General features: G+C 69.3%; 11 protein-coding genes and 4 tRNA genes. 1 reads left to right on the plus strand and 14 read right to left on the minus strand.

The window, feature by feature from the left end; genetic code table 11:
- Positions 1 to 9: 9 nt before the first annotated feature.
- From rpoB to KF823_13855, 12 genes are all read right to left on the minus strand, one after another.
- Complete coding sequence (gene rpoB / locus KF823_13800; GenBank protein ID MBX3726981.1) at positions 10 to 4,095, minus strand: DNA-directed RNA polymerase subunit beta; 4,086 nt, start codon at positions 4,093 to 4,095, stop codon at positions 10 to 12.
- A 211-nt stretch (positions 4,096 to 4,306) separates the two neighbouring features.
- Positions 4,307 to 4,684 (minus strand): 50S ribosomal protein L7/L12, encoded by a 378-nt coding sequence (gene rplL / locus KF823_13805; GenBank protein ID MBX3726982.1) that lies wholly within the window; start codon positions 4,682 to 4,684, stop codon positions 4,307 to 4,309.
- 51 nt (positions 4,685 to 4,735) lie between these two features.
- Positions 4,736 to 5,266, minus strand: coding sequence for a 50S ribosomal protein L10 (gene rplJ, locus KF823_13810; protein ID MBX3726983.1), 531 nt, complete (start codon positions 5,264 to 5,266; stop codon positions 4,736 to 4,738).
- A gap of 627 nt (positions 5,267 to 5,893) precedes the next feature.
- Positions 5,894 to 6,598 (minus strand): 50S ribosomal protein L1, encoded by a 705-nt coding sequence (gene rplA / locus KF823_13815; protein ID MBX3726984.1) that lies wholly within the window; start codon positions 6,596 to 6,598, stop codon positions 5,894 to 5,896.
- Between the two features lie 3 nt (positions 6,599 to 6,601).
- Entirely contained in the window at positions 6,602 to 7,030 is a 429-nt protein-coding gene (gene rplK, locus KF823_13820; GenBank protein ID MBX3726985.1) for a 50S ribosomal protein L11, read from the minus strand.
- Positions 7,031 to 7,197: 167 nt separating this feature from the next.
- The gene (gene nusG, locus KF823_13825; GenBank protein MBX3726986.1) at positions 7,198 to 7,758 is read right to left on the minus strand and encodes a transcription termination/antitermination protein NusG; all 561 of its coding nucleotides are present in this window, start codon (positions 7,756 to 7,758) and stop codon (positions 7,198 to 7,200) included.
- Positions 7,759 to 7,761: 3 nt separating this feature from the next.
- Entirely contained in the window at positions 7,762 to 8,145 is a 384-nt protein-coding gene (secE, locus tag KF823_13830; protein MBX3726987.1) for a preprotein translocase subunit SecE, read from the minus strand.
- Positions 8,146 to 8,227: 82 nt separating this feature from the next.
- Positions 8,228 to 8,303, minus strand: a tRNA-Trp gene (locus tag KF823_13835).
- Positions 8,304 to 8,397: 94 nt separating this feature from the next.
- Positions 8,398 to 9,588, minus strand: a complete 1,191-nt coding sequence (gene tuf, locus KF823_13840) for an elongation factor Tu (GenBank protein MBX3726988.1) — start codon at positions 9,586 to 9,588, stop codon at positions 8,398 to 8,400.
- Between the two features lie 90 nt (positions 9,589 to 9,678).
- Positions 9,679 to 9,754 (minus strand) — tRNA-Thr (locus tag KF823_13845).
- A gap of 33 nt (positions 9,755 to 9,787) precedes the next feature.
- Positions 9,788 to 9,861: transfer RNA gene (locus KF823_13850), tRNA-Gly, on the minus strand.
- Positions 9,862 to 9,874: 13 nt separating this feature from the next.
- Positions 9,875 to 9,960 (minus strand) — tRNA-Tyr (locus KF823_13855).
- Positions 9,961 to 10,117: 157 nt separating this feature from the next.
- Between KF823_13855 and KF823_13860 the strand changes: the two genes are divergently transcribed.
- Positions 10,118 to 14,428: a glycosyltransferase gene (locus KF823_13860; GenBank protein MBX3726989.1), complete on the plus strand. Its 4,311-nt coding sequence runs from the start codon at positions 10,118 to 10,120 to the stop codon at positions 14,426 to 14,428.
- 183 nt (positions 14,429 to 14,611) lie between these two features.
- Here KF823_13860 and KF823_13865 read toward each other — a convergent pair whose 3' ends face one another.
- Together KF823_13865 and KF823_13870 are read right to left on the minus strand one after the other, a co-directional pair.
- Entirely contained in the window at positions 14,612 to 16,063 is a 1,452-nt protein-coding gene (locus tag KF823_13865; protein ID MBX3726990.1) for a DUF1501 domain-containing protein, read from the minus strand.
- A gap of 10 nt (positions 16,064 to 16,073) precedes the next feature.
- Positions 16,074 to 17,816 carry a DUF1800 domain-containing protein gene (locus KF823_13870; GenBank protein ID MBX3726991.1) on the minus strand — a complete coding sequence of 581 codons (1,743 nt, stop codon included), beginning with the start codon at positions 17,814 to 17,816 and terminating at the stop codon, positions 16,074 to 16,076.
- Between the last annotated feature and the right edge of the window lie 203 nt (positions 17,817 to 18,019).

The raw sequence follows: 18,019 nt of genomic DNA on the forward strand, positions 1-18,019 counted from the left end.
GCGTCCCGGTTAATCGGTTTCCAGTTCCATGTTGATGCCCAAGGAACGGATCTCCTTGACCAGCACGTTGAACGACTCCGGCATGCCGGCGACCATCTCGTGGTTGCCGTCGACGATGTTCTTGTACATCTGGTTGCGGCCGCCGACGTCGTCGGACTTGACGGTCAGCATCTCCTGCAGGGTGTACGCCGCGCCGTAGGCCTCGAGCGCCCAGACCTCCATCTCGCCGAAGCGCTGGCCGCCGAACTGCGCCTTGCCGCCCAGCGGCTGCTGTGTGACCAGGGAGTACGGACCGGTCGAGCGGGCATGCATCTTGTCGTCGACCAGGTGGTTCAGCTTGAGCATGTACATGTAGCCGACGGTGACCGGCCGGTCGAAGGCCTCGCCGGTGCGGCCGTCGAACAGGGTCGTCTGACCCGATTCGGGCAGCTCGGCCAGTTCCAGCATCGCCTTCAGCTCGCTTTCGTGGGCGCCATCGAACACCGGCGACGCGGTGGTCAGGCCGCGCGATGTGTTGCGGGCCAGCTCCTGGATCTCGGCGTCGGTCAGGGACTTCAGGTCGACCCGCTTGTCGCTGGTGTTGTAGACCTTGTCCAGGAACTTGCGCAGTTCGGCGACCGCCGCCTGCTCCTCGATCATGCGGCCGATGCGCCGGCCGACGCCCTTGGCCGCCCAGCCCAGGTGGGTCTCCAGGATCTGCCCGATGTTCATGCGGCTGGGCACGCCGAGCGGGTTCAGCACGATGTCGACCGGGGTGCCGTCGGCCATGTGCGGCATGTCCTCGACCGGAACGATCATCGAGACCACGCCCTTGTTGCCGTGGCGGCCGGCCATCTTGTCGCCCGGCTGGATGCGGCGCTTGACGGCCAGGTAGACCTTGACCATCTTCAGGACGCCCGGGGCGAGGTCGTCACCCGCGGTGATCTTCTTCTTCTTCTCCTCGAAGCGCTTCTCGAACTCGGCCTTGTGGCGCTTGATCTGCTCGCCGGCCTTCTCGAGGGCCTCGGCCAGGGCCTCGTCCTTCATCCGGATCGCGAACCACTCGTCCTCCTTGAGGCCGTCCAGGTACTCGCCGGTGATTGCGGCGCCCTTCTTGATGCCGCCCGGACCGCCGTTGACCGGCTGGCCGGTGATCTGGCCGCGCAGACGGTTCTTGATCGCCTCGCGCAGGATGCGGTACTGGTCGTCGAGGTCCTTCTTGATCGCCTTGATCTCGCCCTGCTCGATGGCCAGCGCGCGCTTGTCCTTCTCCAGCCCGTCGCGGGTGAACACCTGCACGTCGATCACGGTGCCGTCCATGCCCGGCGGCACGCGCAGCGAGCTGTCCTTCACGTCGCTGGCCTTCTCGCCGAAGATGGCGCGCAGCAGCTTCTCCTCGGGGGTGAGCTGGCTCTCGCCCTTCGGGGTGACCTTGCCGACCAGGATGTCGCCGGCCTGCACCTCGGCGCCGATGAACACCACGCCCGACTCGTCCAGGCGCGACAGCGCCGACTCGCCGACATTGGGGATGTCGGCCGAGATCTCCTCCGGACCCAGCTTGGTGTCGCGGGCGACGCAGGTCAGCTCCTCGATGTGGATCGAGGTGTAGCGGTCCTCCTGGACGACCCGCTCCGAGATCAGGATGGAATCCTCGAAGTTGTAGCCGTTCCAGGGCATGAAGGCGACCAGCATGTTCTGCCCCAGGGCCAGTTCGCCGAGATCGGTCGACGGGCCATCGGCCAGCACGTCGGCCACCGCGACGCGGTCGCCGACCTTCACCAGCGGGGTCTGGTTGATGCAGGTGTTCTGGTTCGAGCGGGTGTACTTGACCAGGTTGTAGATGTCGACGCCGGCGTCGTTGTCGCCGATCTCGGCCTCGTCGACCTTGACCACGATGCGGCCGGCATCGCACTGCTCGACCATGCCGCCGCGCCGCGCGACCACGGTCACGCCGGAGTCGGTGGCGACCACGCGCTCGATGCCGGTGCCGACCAGCGGCGCCTCGGCGCGCAGCGTCGGCACCGCCTGGCGCTGCATGTTGGCGCCCATCAGCGCGCGGTTGGCGTCGTCGTGCTCGAGGAAGGGCACCAGGGCCGCGGCGACCGACACGGTCTGCATCGGCGAGACGTCCATGTAGTGGACCTCGGACGCCGCCTTGAGCAGGGTCTCGCCCTGGAAGCGGCAGGCCACGAACTGCTCGACGAAGGCGCCGTTGCGGTCCAGCGGCGAGTTCGCCTGGGCGATGACGTAGTCGTTCTCCTCGATCGCCGAGATGTACTGGACGTGGTCGGTGACCTTGCCGTCGACGACCTTGCGGTACGGCGTCTCCAGGAACCCGTAGGGGTTGGTACGGGCGTACACGGCCAGCGAGTTGATCAGGCCGATGTTCGGGCCTTCAGGGGTCTCGATGGTGCAGACGCGGCCGTAGTGCGTGGGGTGCACGTCGCGCACCTCGAAGCCGGCGCGCTCGCGGGTCAGGCCACCCGGGCCCAGCGCGGAGACGCGGCGCTTGTGGGTGACTTCGGACAGCGGGTTGTTCTGGTCCATGAACTGGGACAGCTGCGAGGAGCCGAAGAACTCCTTGATCGCAGCGGCCACCGGCTTGGCATTGATCAGATCCTGCGGCGTGAGGCCCTCGGCCTCGGCCATCGACAGGCGCTCCTTGACCGCGCGCTCGACGCGCACCAGTCCGACGCGGAAGGTGTTCTCGGCCATCTCGCCGACGCTGCGCACGCGGCGGTTGCCGAGGTGGTCGATGTCGTCGACGCCGCCCTTGCCGTTGCGGATGTCGATCAGCACCTTGAGCACGGCGAGGATGTCGTCGGTCGACAAGGTGCCGGCGCCGGTGATCTCCTCGCGGCCGACGCGGCGGTTGAACTTCATGCGGCCGACGCCCGACAGGTCGTAACGGTCGAGGCTGAAGAACAGGTTCTGGAACAGGTTCTGCGCCGCGTCCTTGGTCGGCGGCTCGCCCGGGCGCATCATCCGGTAGATCTCGACCAGGGCCTCGAGCTGGGTCCGGGTCGGGTCGATGCGCAGGGTGTTGGAGATGTACGGGCCGCGATCGAGGTCGTTGACGTACAGCGTCTCGACCCGGTCGATCCCCGCCTTGCGGAACTTCTCCAGGTGGGTCTCGTTGAGCTCCTCGTTGGCCGCGGCGATCAGCTCGCCGGTGCCCGGGTCGACCACGTCGCGGCCCAGGATCAGGCCGTGCAGGTAGTCGTCCGGCACCTGCAGGGCGGTGATCCCCGCCTTCTGCAGCTCGCGGACCTGGCGCGCGGTGATGCGCTTGCCGGACTCGACCAGCACGCTGTCGCCGACCACGATGTCGAAATTGAAGGTCTCGCCGCGCAGGCGCTCGGCGACCAGGTCGAGCTGGGCGCCCTCGTCCTCGAGCGTGAACGTGTTCATCTCGAAGAAGGTCGCCAGGATCTCCTCGTTGCTCATGCCCACGGCGCGCAGCAGGATCGTCACCGGCAGCTTGCGGCGGCGGTCGATACGCGTGAAAACGCTGTCCTTCGGGTCGAACTCGAAGTCCAGCCAGGAGCCGCGGTAGGGGATGACGCGCGCGGAGTACAGCAGCTTGCCCGAGCTGTGGGTCTTGCCGCGGTCATGGTCGAAGAACACGCCCGGCGAACGGTGCAGCTGCGAGACGATGACCCGCTCGGTGCCGTTGATGATGAAGGTGCCGGTGTCGGTCATGAGCGGCAATTCGCCCATGTAGACCTCCTGCTCCTTGACGTACTTGATCGCCTTGTTGCTGGCCGGGGAATCCTTGTCGTAGATCACCAGACGGACCAGCACGCGCAGCGGCGCGCCGTAGGACAGACCACGGGTCCGGCACTCGCGCTCGTCGAAGGGCGGCTCGCCCAGCTTGTAGCTGACGTACTCCAGGGCGGCATTGCCGCTGTAGCTGCTGATCGGGAAGATCGACTTCAGCGCGGCGTGCAGGCCGACCTCGGTGCGCTCGTCGGCAGGCCGGTCGACCTGCAGGAACTCACGGTAGGACTCGACCTGGGTCGCCAGCAGGTACGGGACCCGCAGGATGGTCGGACGCTTGCCGAAGTCCCGGCGGATGCGCTTCTTTTCGGTGAAGGAGTACTGGGTGGTGGTCATGTAACCGCCTCGCTAGATGCCGCCCCGCGGGCACGGGACTGGGGTGTGAAACCGGATGGCAGAACGGAAATCGGGAAGGCGCCGCCGGCGCCCGGGTCTCGGCGCCTTCCCCATTGCCGTCGCAACCACCGCGGCGAAAAACACGAAAGGCCCGGGGGCTTGCGCCCCCAGGCTCGACCGGTCGCTGTGGTGACAGCGACGCAACCGCCGATTACTTCAGCTCGACGGTGGCGCCGGCCGCTTCCAGCTCCTTCTTGAACTTGGCGGCGTCGTCCTTGCTCACGGCATCCTTGACGGTGCCGGTCGCCTCGACGAGGTCCTTGGCCTCCTTCAGGCCCAGGCCGGTGATGGCGCGGACCGCCTTGATCACCTCGACCTTCTTCTCGCCGGCCGACTTCAGCACGACGGTGAACTCGGTCTGCTCCTCGGCGGCCGGGGCAGCGGCGCCACCGGCCGGCGCGGCGGCGACCGCCACCGGGGCGGCGGCGGACACGCCGAACTTGTCTTCCATCATCTTGACCAGCTCGACGACGTCCATGACGGACATGCCGGCGATGGCATCCAGGATCTCTTCCTTGCTAACGGCCATTTTCTTAACCTCGAAACGTGATTACGGGATGATTGGGTTGCGAACCGCGGATCAGGCTGCAGCCTTCTTGGCTTCGGCCACGGCATTGACGACGCGCGCGGTCTGGGCGACCGGCTCGTTGAGCGTGCGCACGAACTTGACGACCGGGGCGATCATCACGCCGGCCAGCATTCCGAGCGCCTGCTCGAGGGTCGGCAGCGATGCCAGCTGCTCCACATGGGAGGCCGGGTACATCTGCCCGCCGACCGCGACGAGACGCGGCTTCAGCTTGTCGTTGCCCTTGGCGAACTCCTTGATCAAACGACCGGCAGCACCGGGATCGTCCTTGGAGAAGGCATACAGGAGCGGACCGGTCAGCGCGTCGGCGACGCACTGGTAATCGGTACCGTCCACCGCACGGCGGACCAGCGTGTTCTTGGCCACCTTGAGGAAGACGCCGCCCTGACGGGCCTTCGCACGCAGCTCGGTGAGCTGCGCCACGGACAAGCCGATGTAGTCGGCCGCGACCAGGGAATGCGCCTGGGCCGCCACTTCCGCGAGTTCGGCAACCAGCTCTTTCTTCTGAGCAAGATTTAGTGCCATTTCGACTCCGAACTTGCATCCGGCGGGCACCATGCCCGCCGGGGGTGAACGGACCGCATCCTTGCGGGCCGCCGGTGCCTTGCGGCACCTTCCGTGGTGGCCTTCATCCCGCTGCTCCAGCCGGCCGCAACCGGCTGGAGGAGCGGGACGAGGGTTGCACCATCTACGCAGGCCGGTTGCCCGATTACCCCGGAACGGCTCGCGCCACGCCGGGACCTGCGGTCTTTGACGGCTTGCCGGACGGTCACGCACCCTGGCGGGTGTCACACCGTGGGCCTTCCGGCAGCCCTCATTTACGGTCGTCCCTGACCAACAGCCCGGCCATCCATGGCCGGACTTTTCAAACAAGCCTTCCCTGACCAGAAGCCCGGCCGTCCGTGGCTGGACTTTTCAAACAAGCCTTCCCTGACCAGAAGCCCGGCCATCCATGGCTGGACTTTTCAAACAAGCCTTCCCTGACGAGAAGCCCGGCCGTCCGTGGCCGGCTTTTCAAACAAGCCTTCCCCGACCAGCAAGCCGGTCATCCGTGACCGGCCTTCGAAACGAGCCTTCGGAGGCCGTGGCGCCGGCCATCCGGGCCCGGCGCGATCGCGCCCGGGCCGGACGGGGCCCGAGCCCGCGGCCCGGTTACTTGGCGCCGGTGGTCAGGGTCGAGGTGTCGACGCCGATGCCGATGCCCATGGTGCTGGACACGAACACCTTCTGGAGGTACTGGCCCTTGGCGGCGGACGGCTTGGCCTTGACCAGGTCGGCGACCAGCGCGTTCAGGTTCTCCTTCAGGGCATCGACCTCGAAGCTGGCCTTGCCGATCGTTGCGTGGACGATGCCGCCCTTGTCCGCGCGGAACCGGACCTGGCCGCTCTTGGCGTTGTTCACGGCCAAAGCGACGTCCATGGTCACGGTGTTGGTCTTCGGATTCGGCATCAGGCCACGCGGGCCGAGCACCTGGCCGAGCTTGCCGACCACGCGCATGGCGTCCGGGGTGGCGATCACCACACCGAAGTTGAGGTCGCCGGCCTGCATCTGCTCGGCCAGGTCGTCCATGCCGACCGCATCGGCGCCGGCGGCGCGGGCCTCATCGGCCTTGGGACCCTGGGCGAACACCGCGACACGCACGGTCTTGCCGGTGCCGTTGGGCAGCACGGTGGAGCCGCGCACGACCTGATCGGACTTCTTGGGATCGATACCGAGGCGGACCGCGACGTCGATGGACTCGACGAACTTGGTCTTGCTGTTGTCCTTGAGGATCTTCAGGGCCTCGTCGATGGCGTAGGTGGAACCGGGCTTGACTGCACCGGCCATCGCCTTGAAACGCTTGCTGAGCTTTGCCATGTCTTATCCCTCCACCACCAGACCCATGCTACGCGCGCTGCCGGCGATGGTACGCACGGCGGCGTCCAGGTCGGCCGCGGTCAGGTCGGGCTCCTTCGCCTTGGCGATGTCCTCGAGCTGGGCGCGGGTGACCTTGCCGACCTTGTCGGTATGCGGCTTGGGCGAGCCCTTGGCCACGCCGGTCGCCTTCTTGAGCAGGATCGTGGCCGGCGGGGTCTTGGTGATGAAGGTGAAGCTGCGGTCGGAATAGACCGTGATCACGACCGGCAGGGGCAGGCCCGGCTCGACCTTCTGCGTGGCGGCGTTGAATGCCTTGCAGAACTCCATGATGTTGACGCCGCGCTGGCCCAGCGCCGGGCCCACGGGCGGACTCGGGTTGGCCTGCCCGGCCTTGACCTGCAGCTTGATGTAGCCGGTGATCTTCTTTGCCATCGTTGTCTACTCCTCGGGTCCAGACGCCTGCACGTCGATGTCGACTGCGGGGCTCCCCGTCAGTTTTGGATTCGGGACCGGGGACCGGGAACCGGGGACCGGCCGGGCGCGGATGGAATCCTTCCGCCCAGCCCGCTGTCCCGGCGCCCGACCCTGGGCCCGGCCTTTCAGGCCTTCTCCACCTGTGCGAACTCCAGTTCCACAGGCGTCGATCGGCCGAAAATCAGTACCGCCACCCGCAGGCGGCTCTTGTCGTAGTTCACTTCCTCGACCACGCCGTTGAAGTCGTTGAAGGGACCGTCGACGACGCGGACCATCTCGCCCGGCTCGAACAGCACCTTCGGCCGCGGCTTCTCGACACCTTCCTGGACGCGCCGGAGGATGGCGTCGGCCTCGTGGTCGGCGATCGGCAGCGGCCGGTCGGCGGTGCCGCCGATGAAGCCCATCACCTTGGCGGTCTCCTTGACCAGGTGCCAGCTCTCGTCGTCGATCTTCTTGGTCTTGCCGTCCTCGTGGGTCTCGATCTGGACCAGCACGTAGCCGGGGAAGAACTTGCGCTCGGACTTGCGCTTCTGGCCGCCGCGCATCTCCACGACCTCTTCGGTCGGGACCAGGACCTCACCGAAGCGGTCGTCCATGCCGGCGCGCGCGATGCGCTCGCGAAGGTTCTGGGCGACCGACTTCTCGAAGCCGGAATAGGCGTGAACGACGTACCAGCGCTTGGCCATGGCTCAGACTCCGACGATGCCGCGGACGATCCAGGCCAGCAGCATGTCGATCAGCCAAAGGATGATCGAGATGATGACCACCACGATCAGCACCACGATGGTGGTCTGGATGGTCTCCTGGCGGGTCGGCCAGGTGACCTTGCGCATCTCGAATCGGGTCTCGCCGAAGAAGCCGGTCAGGGCGCGGCCGGGACCGGTGAAGGCGGCCAGCAGCGCCGCCACCACCACGGTGGCGACCAGGCCGAGCACCCGCACCGCGAAGTGCAGGACGTCCGCGAACCAGTAGAAGCCCACCACGCCGGCGACCAGCAGCGCGAGCGCCGCCAGCAGCTTGACGGTGTCCTGGCCCGAGGCGCCGCCCTCGTGTTGTTCCACCTTGCCGTTCATCCAGCTTTCCTTGTCGCTGCCGGACACGCGCCCGGCACTGTGAGCTTCCGTCCGTGGGGACCGGGCCGTGGCCCGGGACCGGTGGCACGCCAGGAGGGACTCGAACCCCCAACCTGCGGTTTTGGAGACCGCTGCTCTGCCAATTGAGCTACTGGCGTAACCGGTGCCTCACAAACACGTTCGGCGAGCCCGCGAGGACTCGCCTTGATGACGCGTGCCGGGCGGCGTCGGCCGCCCGGCGGATCGTCGCGCTTACTCGATGACCTTCGCCACGACGCCGGCGCCGACGGTGCGGCCGCCCTCGCGGATCGCGAAACGCAGGCCGTCTTCCATCGCGATCGGGTTGATCAGCGTCACCACCATCTTGATGTTGTCGCCCGGCATCACCATCTCGACGCCTTCCGGCAGCTCGCACGAACCGGTCACGTCGGTGGTCCGGAAGTAGAACTGCGGACGGTAGCCCTTGAAGAACGGCGTGTGACGACCGCCCTCCTCCTTCGACAGCACGTACACCTCGGCCTCGAACTTGGTGTGCGGCTTGATCGTGCCCGGCTTGCACAGCACCTGGCCGCGCTCCACGTCGTCGCGCTTCGTGCCGCGCAGCAGCAGACCCGCGTTGTCGCCCGCCTGGCCCTGGTCCAGCAGCTTGCGGAACATCTCGACGCCCGTCACCGTCGTCTTCACGGTCGGACGGATGCCGACGATCTCGACCTCCTCGCCCACCTTGATCACGCCGCGCTCGATGCGCCCGGTCACCACCGTGCCGCGACCGGAAATCGAGAACACGTCCTCGACCGGCATCAGGAACGGCTTGTCGATGTCGCGCTGCGGCTCCGGAATGTAGCTGTCCAGCGCGTCCACCAGCTTGATGATCGCCGGAACGCCGATCTCCGACTGGTCGCCTTCCAGCGCCTTCAGCGCCGAGCCCTTGATGATCGGCGTGTCGTCGCCCGGGAACTCGTACTTGCTCAGCAGCTCGCGGACTTCCATCTCCACCAGCTCCAGCAGCTCGGCGTCGTCCACCATGTCCGCCTTGTTCAGGAAGACCACGATGTACGGCACGCCCACCTGCCGCGCCAGCAGGATGTGCTCGCGCGTCTGCGGCATCGGGCCGTCCGCCGCCGAACACACCAGGATCGCGCCGTCCATCTGCGCCGCACCGGTGATCATGTTCTTCACGTAGTCGGCGTGACCCGGGCAGTCGACGTGCGCGTAGTGGCGGGTCGGCGACTCGTACTCGACGTGCGCCGTCGAGATCGTGATGCCGCGCGCCTTCTCTTCCGGCGCCGCGTCGATCGCGTCGTAGGCCTTGAACTCGCCACCGAAACGCTCGGCACCCACCTTCGTCAGCGCCGCCGTCAGCGTCGTCTTGCCGTGGTCGACGTGACCGATCGTGCCGACGTTCACGTGCGGCTTGGTGCGCTCGAACTTACCCTTTGCCATGACTGCCTCTTGCTGACGTTAGCTTGTGTAGTGGCGCTCTCGGGGAGCCTGCACACGGATGTACGGGCCGTTGCGGGGGATCCGCGAATCTGGTGCCCACGAATGGAATCGAACCATCGACCTCTTCCTTACCAAGGAAGTGCTCTACCGACTGAGCTACGTGGGCAAGTTTTCAATGTGTCGTGCGGCAGGGTCGCAATGGAGCGGGAGACGGGAATCGAACCCGCACCATCAGCTTGGAAGGCTGAGGTTCTACCATTGAACTACTCCCGCTACGACGGGTTCCTGGTGGAGGGAGGTGGATTCGAACCACCGAAGGCGTAAGCCAGCAGATTTACAGTCTGCCCCCGTTGGCCGCTTGGGTATCCCTCCATTGGGAGCCGCGCATTCTCGCCGCAAGCGCCGGGCCATGTCAACGCCCGCCCCGGGCGCGGCTGGCGGACCGCGTCCGCCGCACTGGCCGCGGGCCGGCGCGATTGGCGATAATCCGCGGCCCGCCCGCGCCAGCCCGCCCCCCGACCCGACCCTGATGACGTCCCTCGCCGCCCAGACCGTCCGCTGGGGTCCGGATGCCGCCGCCCTGGCCCCGGGCGAGCTGGCCTGGCCCGACCTGGACCCGCCCGGGCGGACGGGCGACTGGCAACCCCTGCTCGAGCGGCTCGCCGCCCTGCCCGGCGACCGTCCGGTGCTGTTGCTGCGGGCCGGCGTCGTGCTGCCGGCAGCGGCCGTTCGCCGACTGGCCCTGTCCGGCGCCGCGATCGCGGCGGCCGCGGGCGGCGAGGCCGGGCATTCCCCGCTGCCACCGGGCACCTTGCTGCCCGCCCCCCTGCCCGTGGCGGAACTGGATCGCGCGCTGGCCTGGCTGGGGCGGGGGCGCACGGTCGCCCTGGCCGAGCCCGCCCTCGCAGCGGCCCTGTGGCAGGCCGGCGCCGCGACCCGGCTGCTCGCCTCGGGCTGGCAGCCAGGCGAGCCGCTGCCGGACGGACTGGACTGCCGGCTGGTCGACAACGCCCTGGCCCTGGATCCCGACCGGGACCTGGCCGGAACCCCGGCCTGGCAACACAACGTCGTGCCGCCCCCCGCCGACGCCCTGGATTCCGTCCGGGCCGGATGGCCGCTCACGCACGAGCGCCAGGCGCGCCTGCCGGACGTCCCCGCGGCGCCGGTTGCCGGTGTCGATCCGGTACCGGTTGTCCTGCATCTGTCGCATGGCTGGGGCGGCGGCACCGCACGCTTCATCACCGATCTCGCCCGGGCCGACACCTCCCGCGCCCACCTGTTGCTGGAGGCTCACGGGGCCACCACGCGCGCGCAGTACGGCGAGTGGCTGGAGCTGCGACCGGCCGCGGCGCCCGACCTGCTACTGGAACGCTTCGACCTGGCGCCCCCGATTGCCGCCAGCGTGGATGGCCATGCCCTGCACGCCCAGGCCCTGGCCGCGGTGCGTGAGCGCTGGCCGGTCTCGGCGCTGGTCGTGTCGTCGCTGATCGGCCACGCCCTGGCCGCGCTGGAATGCGGCCTGCCCTGCCTGGTGGTCTGCCACGACTACTATCCGCTCTGGCCCGAGCTGCACTGCGATTTCGGCGACCCGGCGCGGCGCTTCGACCGTGCGGAACTTGAGCGGGACCTGGCCCTGGCGCCACCGACCCTGTTCGGCGGCCGCGACGCCGGCCGCTGGTGGGCGCTGCGCGAGGCATTCGTGGCCCGGCTGCTGGCGGCGCGACCGACTCTGGTCACGCCCACCGCCCAGGTCCGTGACAACTGGCTGCGCATCGAACCGCGGCTTGCGGCGCTGCAGTGGCAGGTCGTGGCGCACGGCCTCGCGCCCTGGTCGCGGCCGGTCGCCATGCCGGTGCCGGATCGGCATGACGACCGGCCGCTGCGGGTACTGGTGCCGGGCCGGATCTCCGGCGGCAAGGGCATCGCCCTGCTCGCGCCGTTGGCGCGCAGCCTGCCGGACGGTGTCGAGCTGGTGCTGGTGGGCGCCGGCACCACCGGTGCCGAGCTGCTCGGCCTGTCCCGCGTCCACCTGCTGTGCGACTACCCACGCGACGAACTGCCGACGCTGGTGGCGAGCCTGGCGCCCGACCTCGCCCTGCTTCCCGCCACCGTGGCGGAGACCTTCGGTTACCTGCTGAGCGAACTGCGCGACCTCGGCGTACCGGTCCTGGCGACCGCCATTGGCGCCTACCGGGAACGCATCGACGATGGCGTGGACGGCCTGCTGGCCGAACCGGAGGCCGGCGCCCTGGCGCGCCGGCTGGCCGCGCTGCGCGACGACCGCACGGTCCTCGACCGCGTGCGCGCCCGGCTGGCCGCGCTGCCCAGCCGCAGTGCCGGGGCGATGGCCGCCGACTACGCGGCGCTGCTGCCGCCGGCACCGCCAGCGAGCCGGACCGGCAGACTTCCCGACCAGCTCGGCCTGGCCCGCCTGGACCAGCTCAACCGCCGCGCGCTGGAGGCCGAGGCGACCCGGGAATTCCTCTGCAACCGCCTGGCCGAACAGGCCGCCGAACTGGAACGGCGGGCGAGCTGGGGCTTCGCCCTCGACCGCCAGGTCCGCGCCCAGGCCGCCGTGATCGCCCAGCACGAGGCAAGCAGCGTCAACACCCGGCTGCGCGCCGAGGTCGACCAGCTGCTGGCCGACCGGGCCGTGCTGCAGGCCCGATCCGACGAGCTGGAGCGCGTCCACCGCAGCCGCTCCTGGCGCCTGATGGGACCGGCCCGGCGACTGGCCCGCCTGCTGCGCACCTCCGCCGACCGCCTGGCCTACCGGCTGCTGCGACTGCGCGGCCTGCTGCGCCGCGCCCGCCTGAGCCTGTCGACACGGGGACTGGGCGGCAGCCTGCGCCACATTCGACAGCGCCGGCGTGGTCCCGGCGCCGGTTCCTCGTCGGCGTGGGTCGTGCCGGTACCGGTCAGCGCCATCCCGCCGGCACGGCTGCCCACCTCGACGCAGCCCGAGGTGAGCATCGTCATCCCGGTGCACGGCAAGCTGCCCTACACCTGCGCCTGCCTGGCCTCCCTGGTCCGGCATGCCGGGCTGACACCGTTCGAGGCGATCGTCGTGGACGACGCCTCGCCCGACGACAGCGCGGCGGTGCTGGCGCAGGTCGAGGGTCTGCGCCTGCTCCGCAACGCCAGCAACCTGGGCTTCGTGGGCAGCTGCAACGCGGGCGCCGCCGCCGCGCGGGGCCGCTGGCTGCTCTTCCTCAACAACGACACCACGGTCACGGAAGGCTGGCTGGAGGCGCTGCTGGCGACCTTCGACGAGTTCCCGGAAGCCGGCCTGGTCGGCGCCCGCCTGGTCTATCCCGACGGTCGCCTGCAGGAATCCGGCGGCCTGGTGTTCGCCGACGGCTCGGGCTGGAACTACGGCCGCTTCGGCGATCCGTCGGACCCCCGCTACGCCTGGGCGCGCGCCACCGACTACTGTTCCGGCGCCGCGATCGTGATCGCCAGGGCGCTGTTCGAGCGGCTCGGCGGCTTCGACCAGCGCTATTCGCCGGCCTACTACGAGGACACCGACCTGGCCTTCAAGGTGCGCGACGCCGGCCGGGACGTGGTCGTCCAGCCCGCCGCGACGGTGGTGCACCACGAGGGCGTCACCGCCGGCACCGACACCGGCAGCGGCATAAAGCGGCACCAGGTGGTCAACCAGGCCACCTTCGCCGAACGCTGGCGCGACGCCCTGGCCCGACAACCCGCGCCCGGCTGCGATGTCGACGACCTGGTCCGGCGCGCCCCCCGCGGCCGCGTCCTGGTGGTCGACGCGACCACCCCCGAGCCCGACCAGGATTCCGGGTCGGTGCGCCTGGTCAACCTGTTCCGGCTGCTGCGTCGATCCGGCCGCCATGTCACCTTCCTGGCCGACAACCGCGCCCGGGTGCCTGGGTACACGGAACGACTGCAGGCGATCGGCATCGAGGTGTTGTACGACCCCTGGCTGGGCGATCCCATCGACTGGCTGCGCCGCCACGGCCCGACGCTGGACGCGGTGATCGTCTGTCGCCACTACATCGCCGCGTCCTGGCTGCACCTGGTGCGCCGCTACGCGCCGCGGGCGCGCTTCGTGTTCGACACCGTCGACCTGCACTACCTGCGCGAGCAGCGCGCCGCCGAACTGTCCGGCAGCGCCGAGCTGGCGCGCCAGGCGGCGGTCACGCGCGGCCAGGAGCTGCGCCTGGTGCGCGCGGCCGACGTCACGGTGGTGGTCAGCCCGGCCGAGCGCGCACTGCTGGCCGTCGATGCCCCGGGCGCGCGCGTCGAGGTGCTGTCCAACATCCACCCGGTGCACGGCTGCCGCAGGCCCTGGGCGCAACGCGCCGACCTCTGGTTCGTCGGCGGCTTCCAGCATCCGCCCAACGTCGATGCCGTGTCCTGGTTCGTGGCCGAGGTGTTCCCGGCGATCCGGCAGCGATTGCCCGGGGTGCGCTTCCACGTGGTCGGCAGCAAGATGCCGGCCTCGATCCGGGCACTGGCCGGCGACGCGGTGGAGATCCATGGACACGTCGCCGACCTCGACCCCTTCCTGGACGGGTGCCGGATCGCGGTCGCGCCGTTGCGCTACGGCGCCGGCGTCAAGGGCAAGGTCAACATGAGCATGAGCTGCGGGCAGCCGGTGGTTGCGACGCCGATGGCGGTCGAGGGCATGCACCTGGCGGACGGCAGCGAGGTGCTGGTGGCCGACGACGCGGCGCGGTTCGCGGACGCGGTGGTCCGTCTCTACCAGGACGAGTCGCTCTGGGACCGCCTGTCGGCGGCCGGGCTGGACAACGTCCGGCGGCACTTCTCCTTCGAGGCGGCGCAGGCCGCGCTGGAGCAAGTGCTGGAGCGCTGAACGGGCGTGCAGCGCGCGGCCCCGGCGATCTCCCGTCCGGCACTGCGGTGGGAGCCGCAGCGTTGCATGATCGACGTGCTGCCCCGGGCTGAGCCTTCCGTCGAGCGCAGCAGCGCGCGCACGCCGGGTGCCCCAGGGCCGCAATCGGCGGCCGGGCGCGCCCGCGCGCGCCCGGCGTCGGGTTCAGACCATGAAGCCCAGGTCGTTGCTGGCGAAGTTGGGCAGGTTCGGAAAGATGGTGTTGAGGTCGTTGCTGGCGGTCACGCCCATCCAGCGCGCCAGGGTCGAGCCCATCTGCTCCACCGACAGGGCCGGGATGGTCTGCCCGCGGCTCAGGCTGATCGGGCCGTTGAGGGTCTGGTCCGGCCAGGGCCCGTACAGGCGTCCACCGTTGACCTGGCCGCCCATCACGAACTGCACGCCGCCCCAGGCATGGTCGGACCCGTTGCCGTTGGAGTTCAGGGTACGGGCGAACTCGCTCATGGTGAAAAGCGTCACCTCGTCCTGGGCGCCCAGCTCGCCCATCGCGGTCCAGAACGCCGCCATCGCCGCCGAGACCCGGCCCAGCAGATTGGCGTGGTTGCCGGCGAAGTTGGCGTTCATGAGGTTGTCGTGCAAGTCGAAACCGCCCATCCGCACATAGAACACCTGGCGTCGGTGCTGGATTCCGAGGTCGGTCTCCCGGGAAATCTTGATCATGCGCGCGACCATGCGCAGCTGGTCGGCCAGGTTGTTGTTGGCCGGGAAGGTCGTGGTCAGGCTGCCGTTCGGGCCGTCCAGCGCCGTCTTGACGGCATCCTGCAACTCGCGGGCCCGACCGAAGGTCGCTGCGTACTCCGCCTGGAAGGCGTTGTCGTAGGCCTGGTTGAGGAGCAGCTCCAGGGCCGCCGTACGCTGGCTGTTGAAGCCGGTGCAGTTGGCGCCCGGGTTGCACACGCCGCTGAGGTTGGCGACGCCACCGGTGCCCATCTGGTAGGGAATGGTCTGCTGCCCCACCTGGAAGCGGTTGCTGCCGGCGATCGAGATGCACGGCGACAGTGGCTGGTACAGGTTCTGGCCCCGGACCCGGTCGGCCACCTGGCCGCCCCAGCCGGTCGCCGCCGAGCCTGCGCGGCCATACTGCCACTGGTTTTCCTGGTCGTTGTGGGAGTAAAGCTGCGGCGGCCGCAGGGCGCTGTTGGCGTTGTATTCGGCCTTGGTGATCGGCCGGCGCAGGGTGCCGATGTTGGACAGGATGGCCATCCTGCCCTGGTCGAACAGCGGCTTGAGGCCCGTCATCGCCGGATGCAGGCCGTACGGCAGGCCGCTGGCGGCATCGGTGATCGGCAGCACCTGACCGAGGTCCAGCGCAAGTCCGGCAGGGTTGCTGCCGGCGTTGTAGACGCCGCCGCGGGCGGCGGCATACACGTCGAAACGCGCCTGGTCGCGCGGCACCACCATGTTCCAGGAGTCGTTGCCGCCGGCGAGGTACAGGCAGACCAGGGCCCGGTAACCGGGGACGGTGCCACGGGGTGCCTGGGCCAGCGCGGTGCCCAGCATGCCCAGCTGTGGCAAAAAGGCGGCGCCGCCTGCGGCGCAGACGCTGCCGGCGAGCTGGCGGATGAAGGCGCGGCGGGACTTTCGCGATTCGGTCATGGCGGGCTCCTCAGCGCTGCACCGCGTATTCGGGGGACAACGCCACCAGGTAGACCAGGGAGCGTGCCTTCTCGTTGGCGCTGGCCCCTGGCATGAAGGTGAGCATGTTGACCAGGGTCGAGCGCATGGCCGGCGACATCGCGCCGAAGGTCATGCGCAGGTCGGCCTCCGCCACCATGGCGGCAGGGTCGCTGGCCAGCGCCAGCAGCGGATCCAGGTTCAGCAGGGGCCGGTCGGCAGGCGGATTGGTCATGCCGACCCAGCTGTTCCAGCTGTAGGTGTACAGGCTGTTGGTGACCGAGAACGCCGTGCCCTCATGGATGACCTGGAACTCCGGGGCGTACAGCCCGGCAGCGGCGAGCGGTCCGGGCGGCTGGAAGTCCGGCTCCCAGAAGTTGAACACGGTCGGGGCGCCGAGGGGGCGCTGACCGTAGTTGCCCAGGGTGGCGGCGGTGCTGGTCAGGCCCATCGGCACGTCGCCGAACTGGTTGGCGGCCGGCGACTGCGCGTCCCAGGCCCGCCACAGGGCGGTCAGCCGCAGCAGCGGCTCGCGGGCCTTGCCGTAACCCGCGCCCGGCGGCGGATTGCGTGCCTCGGTGTCGAGCAGGATGGCGCGGACCACGGCGCCCAGGTCGCCGCGCTCGCCCGACCCGTTGTTCTCGAACACCTGGGCGACCCGCAGGATGTAGGCCGGCGAGGGATTGCTGGTGACCAGCCGCTGGATGAGCTGACGGGCGATGAAGGGCGCGACGTTGGGGTGGTTGAAGACGATGTCCAGGGCCAGGTTGACGTCGCGGATCTCGCGGCGGTTGCCGTCGCCCGGCCGCGGCGCGGCGCAGATCACGTGGTTGGGATCGCCATTGGCCTGCGTCGGGGTGGCCGGGATGGTGTTGGCCAGGAAGGTCTTGGCGCCGAGGTCGTGCTCGCCCGGGATGCAGTTCATCGGCAGGTAATTGTTGGTGCCGTTGCTGATCGTGGTCGAGTTGAAGTAGTTGAAGCCGGTGAACACCCGGGCCAGGTGGGTGATGTCGTCCTGGTTGTAGGTCGGCAGCGGCTGGCCGCCGCCCAGCACCGGGGTGAAGTCGAGGTTGCGCTCGACCAGCCCGATGGTGAACAGCTGCATGATTTCGCGGGCGTAGTTCTCGTCCGGTTCGCGCGGCGCGGCAGGCGGCACCGACGCCTTGCGATTGCGGAAGTGGGTCAGGTACTTGCCCATCGACGGGTTATAGGTGACCTCATGCAGGAGGTCCCGGTAGTTGCCGAAGGCGTTGCGGGCCAGGATGTCCCAGTACTCGGTGACCTGCACCGGCTCGCCGCCGAGGGTGCCGTCCTGGTCGGAAATGACCAGGATCTGGCTGAGCGCGAAGGCCACCCGCTGGCGGAGCTGGTCGGGCGCGTAGGCCGCGGTATGGAACCAGCGGTTCATGCGCTGGTTGTGGCTGAGCGTCTGGCCGCCTGCGGTCATCGCGTCGCGGACCTGCTCGATATAGGGTCGGGCCAGGGTCGGCGGCCGGCCGAGCTGCTGGTCCAGCCACTGGCCGACGCCCAGGCCGCGCAGACGGGCGATCTCGGCGCGCGTCGGACCGAAGGTGGCCTGGGTCAGCAGGCGCGCCGCCGCGGCATCGCTGGCCGGCGCATCGGTGACCGGCTGGAAGCCGCTGCGGTACAGGTGGTCATAGACCGCTGCGGTCGCGGGCGCGCCCGGCGCCGACAGCCAGGCCGCAGCCAGGACGTACTTGAAAAGGCGTTGCATGGTTCTCCCCCGGGGCCGCGGGTGCCGGCCCGTGGCGCGACTTTAGCGCCGGGCGTGGCCGCGATGCGAGACCTGCGACACACTTGTGTCCCGGTCACGACCAAGGCACCGGACCCCTGCGCGTCCGCCGCTGCGGGGCGCGGCTGCCCGTTGCGGTCAGCGCGTCGGTCCGAGCCTTGACAACCGAACGACCGTGCTGCGCT

The sequence above is a fragment of the Lysobacterales bacterium genome (assembly GCA_019634735.1).
Taxonomy (GTDB): domain Bacteria; phylum Pseudomonadota; class Gammaproteobacteria; order Xanthomonadales; family UBA2363; genus Pseudofulvimonas.

Excerpts from the sequence above, each read along its gene's own strand:
- rpoB (MBX3726981.1), bottom strand. The coding sequence starts at position 4,095 with ATGACCACCACCCAGTACTCCTTCACCGAAAAGAAGCGCATCCGCCGG.
- rplL (MBX3726982.1), bottom strand. The coding sequence starts at position 4,684 with ATGGCCGTTAGCAAGGAAGAGATCCTGGATGCCATCGCCGGCATGTCC.
- rplJ (MBX3726983.1), bottom strand. The coding sequence starts at position 5,266 with ATGGCACTAAATCTTGCTCAGAAGAAAGAGCTGGTTGCCGAACTCGCG.
- rplA (MBX3726984.1), bottom strand. The coding sequence starts at position 6,598 with ATGGCAAAGCTCAGCAAGCGTTTCAAGGCGATGGCCGGTGCAGTCAAG.
- rplK (MBX3726985.1), bottom strand. The coding sequence starts at position 7,030 with ATGGCAAAGAAGATCACCGGCTACATCAAGCTGCAGGTCAAGGCCGGG.
- nusG (MBX3726986.1), bottom strand. The coding sequence starts at position 7,758 with ATGGCCAAGCGCTGGTACGTCGTTCACGCCTATTCCGGCTTCGAGAAG.
- secE (MBX3726987.1), bottom strand. The coding sequence starts at position 8,145 with ATGAACGGCAAGGTGGAACAACACGAGGGCGGCGCCTCGGGCCAGGAC.
- tuf (MBX3726988.1), bottom strand. The coding sequence starts at position 9,588 with ATGGCAAAGGGTAAGTTCGAGCGCACCAAGCCGCACGTGAACGTCGGC.
- KF823_13860 (MBX3726989.1), top strand. The coding sequence starts at position 10,118 with ATGACGTCCCTCGCCGCCCAGACCGTCCGCTGGGGTCCGGATGCCGCC.
- KF823_13865 (MBX3726990.1), bottom strand. The coding sequence starts at position 16,063 with ATGACCGAATCGCGAAAGTCCCGCCGCGCCTTCATCCGCCAGCTCGCC.
- KF823_13870 (MBX3726991.1), bottom strand. The coding sequence starts at position 17,816 with ATGCAACGCCTTTTCAAGTACGTCCTGGCTGCGGCCTGGCTGTCGGCG.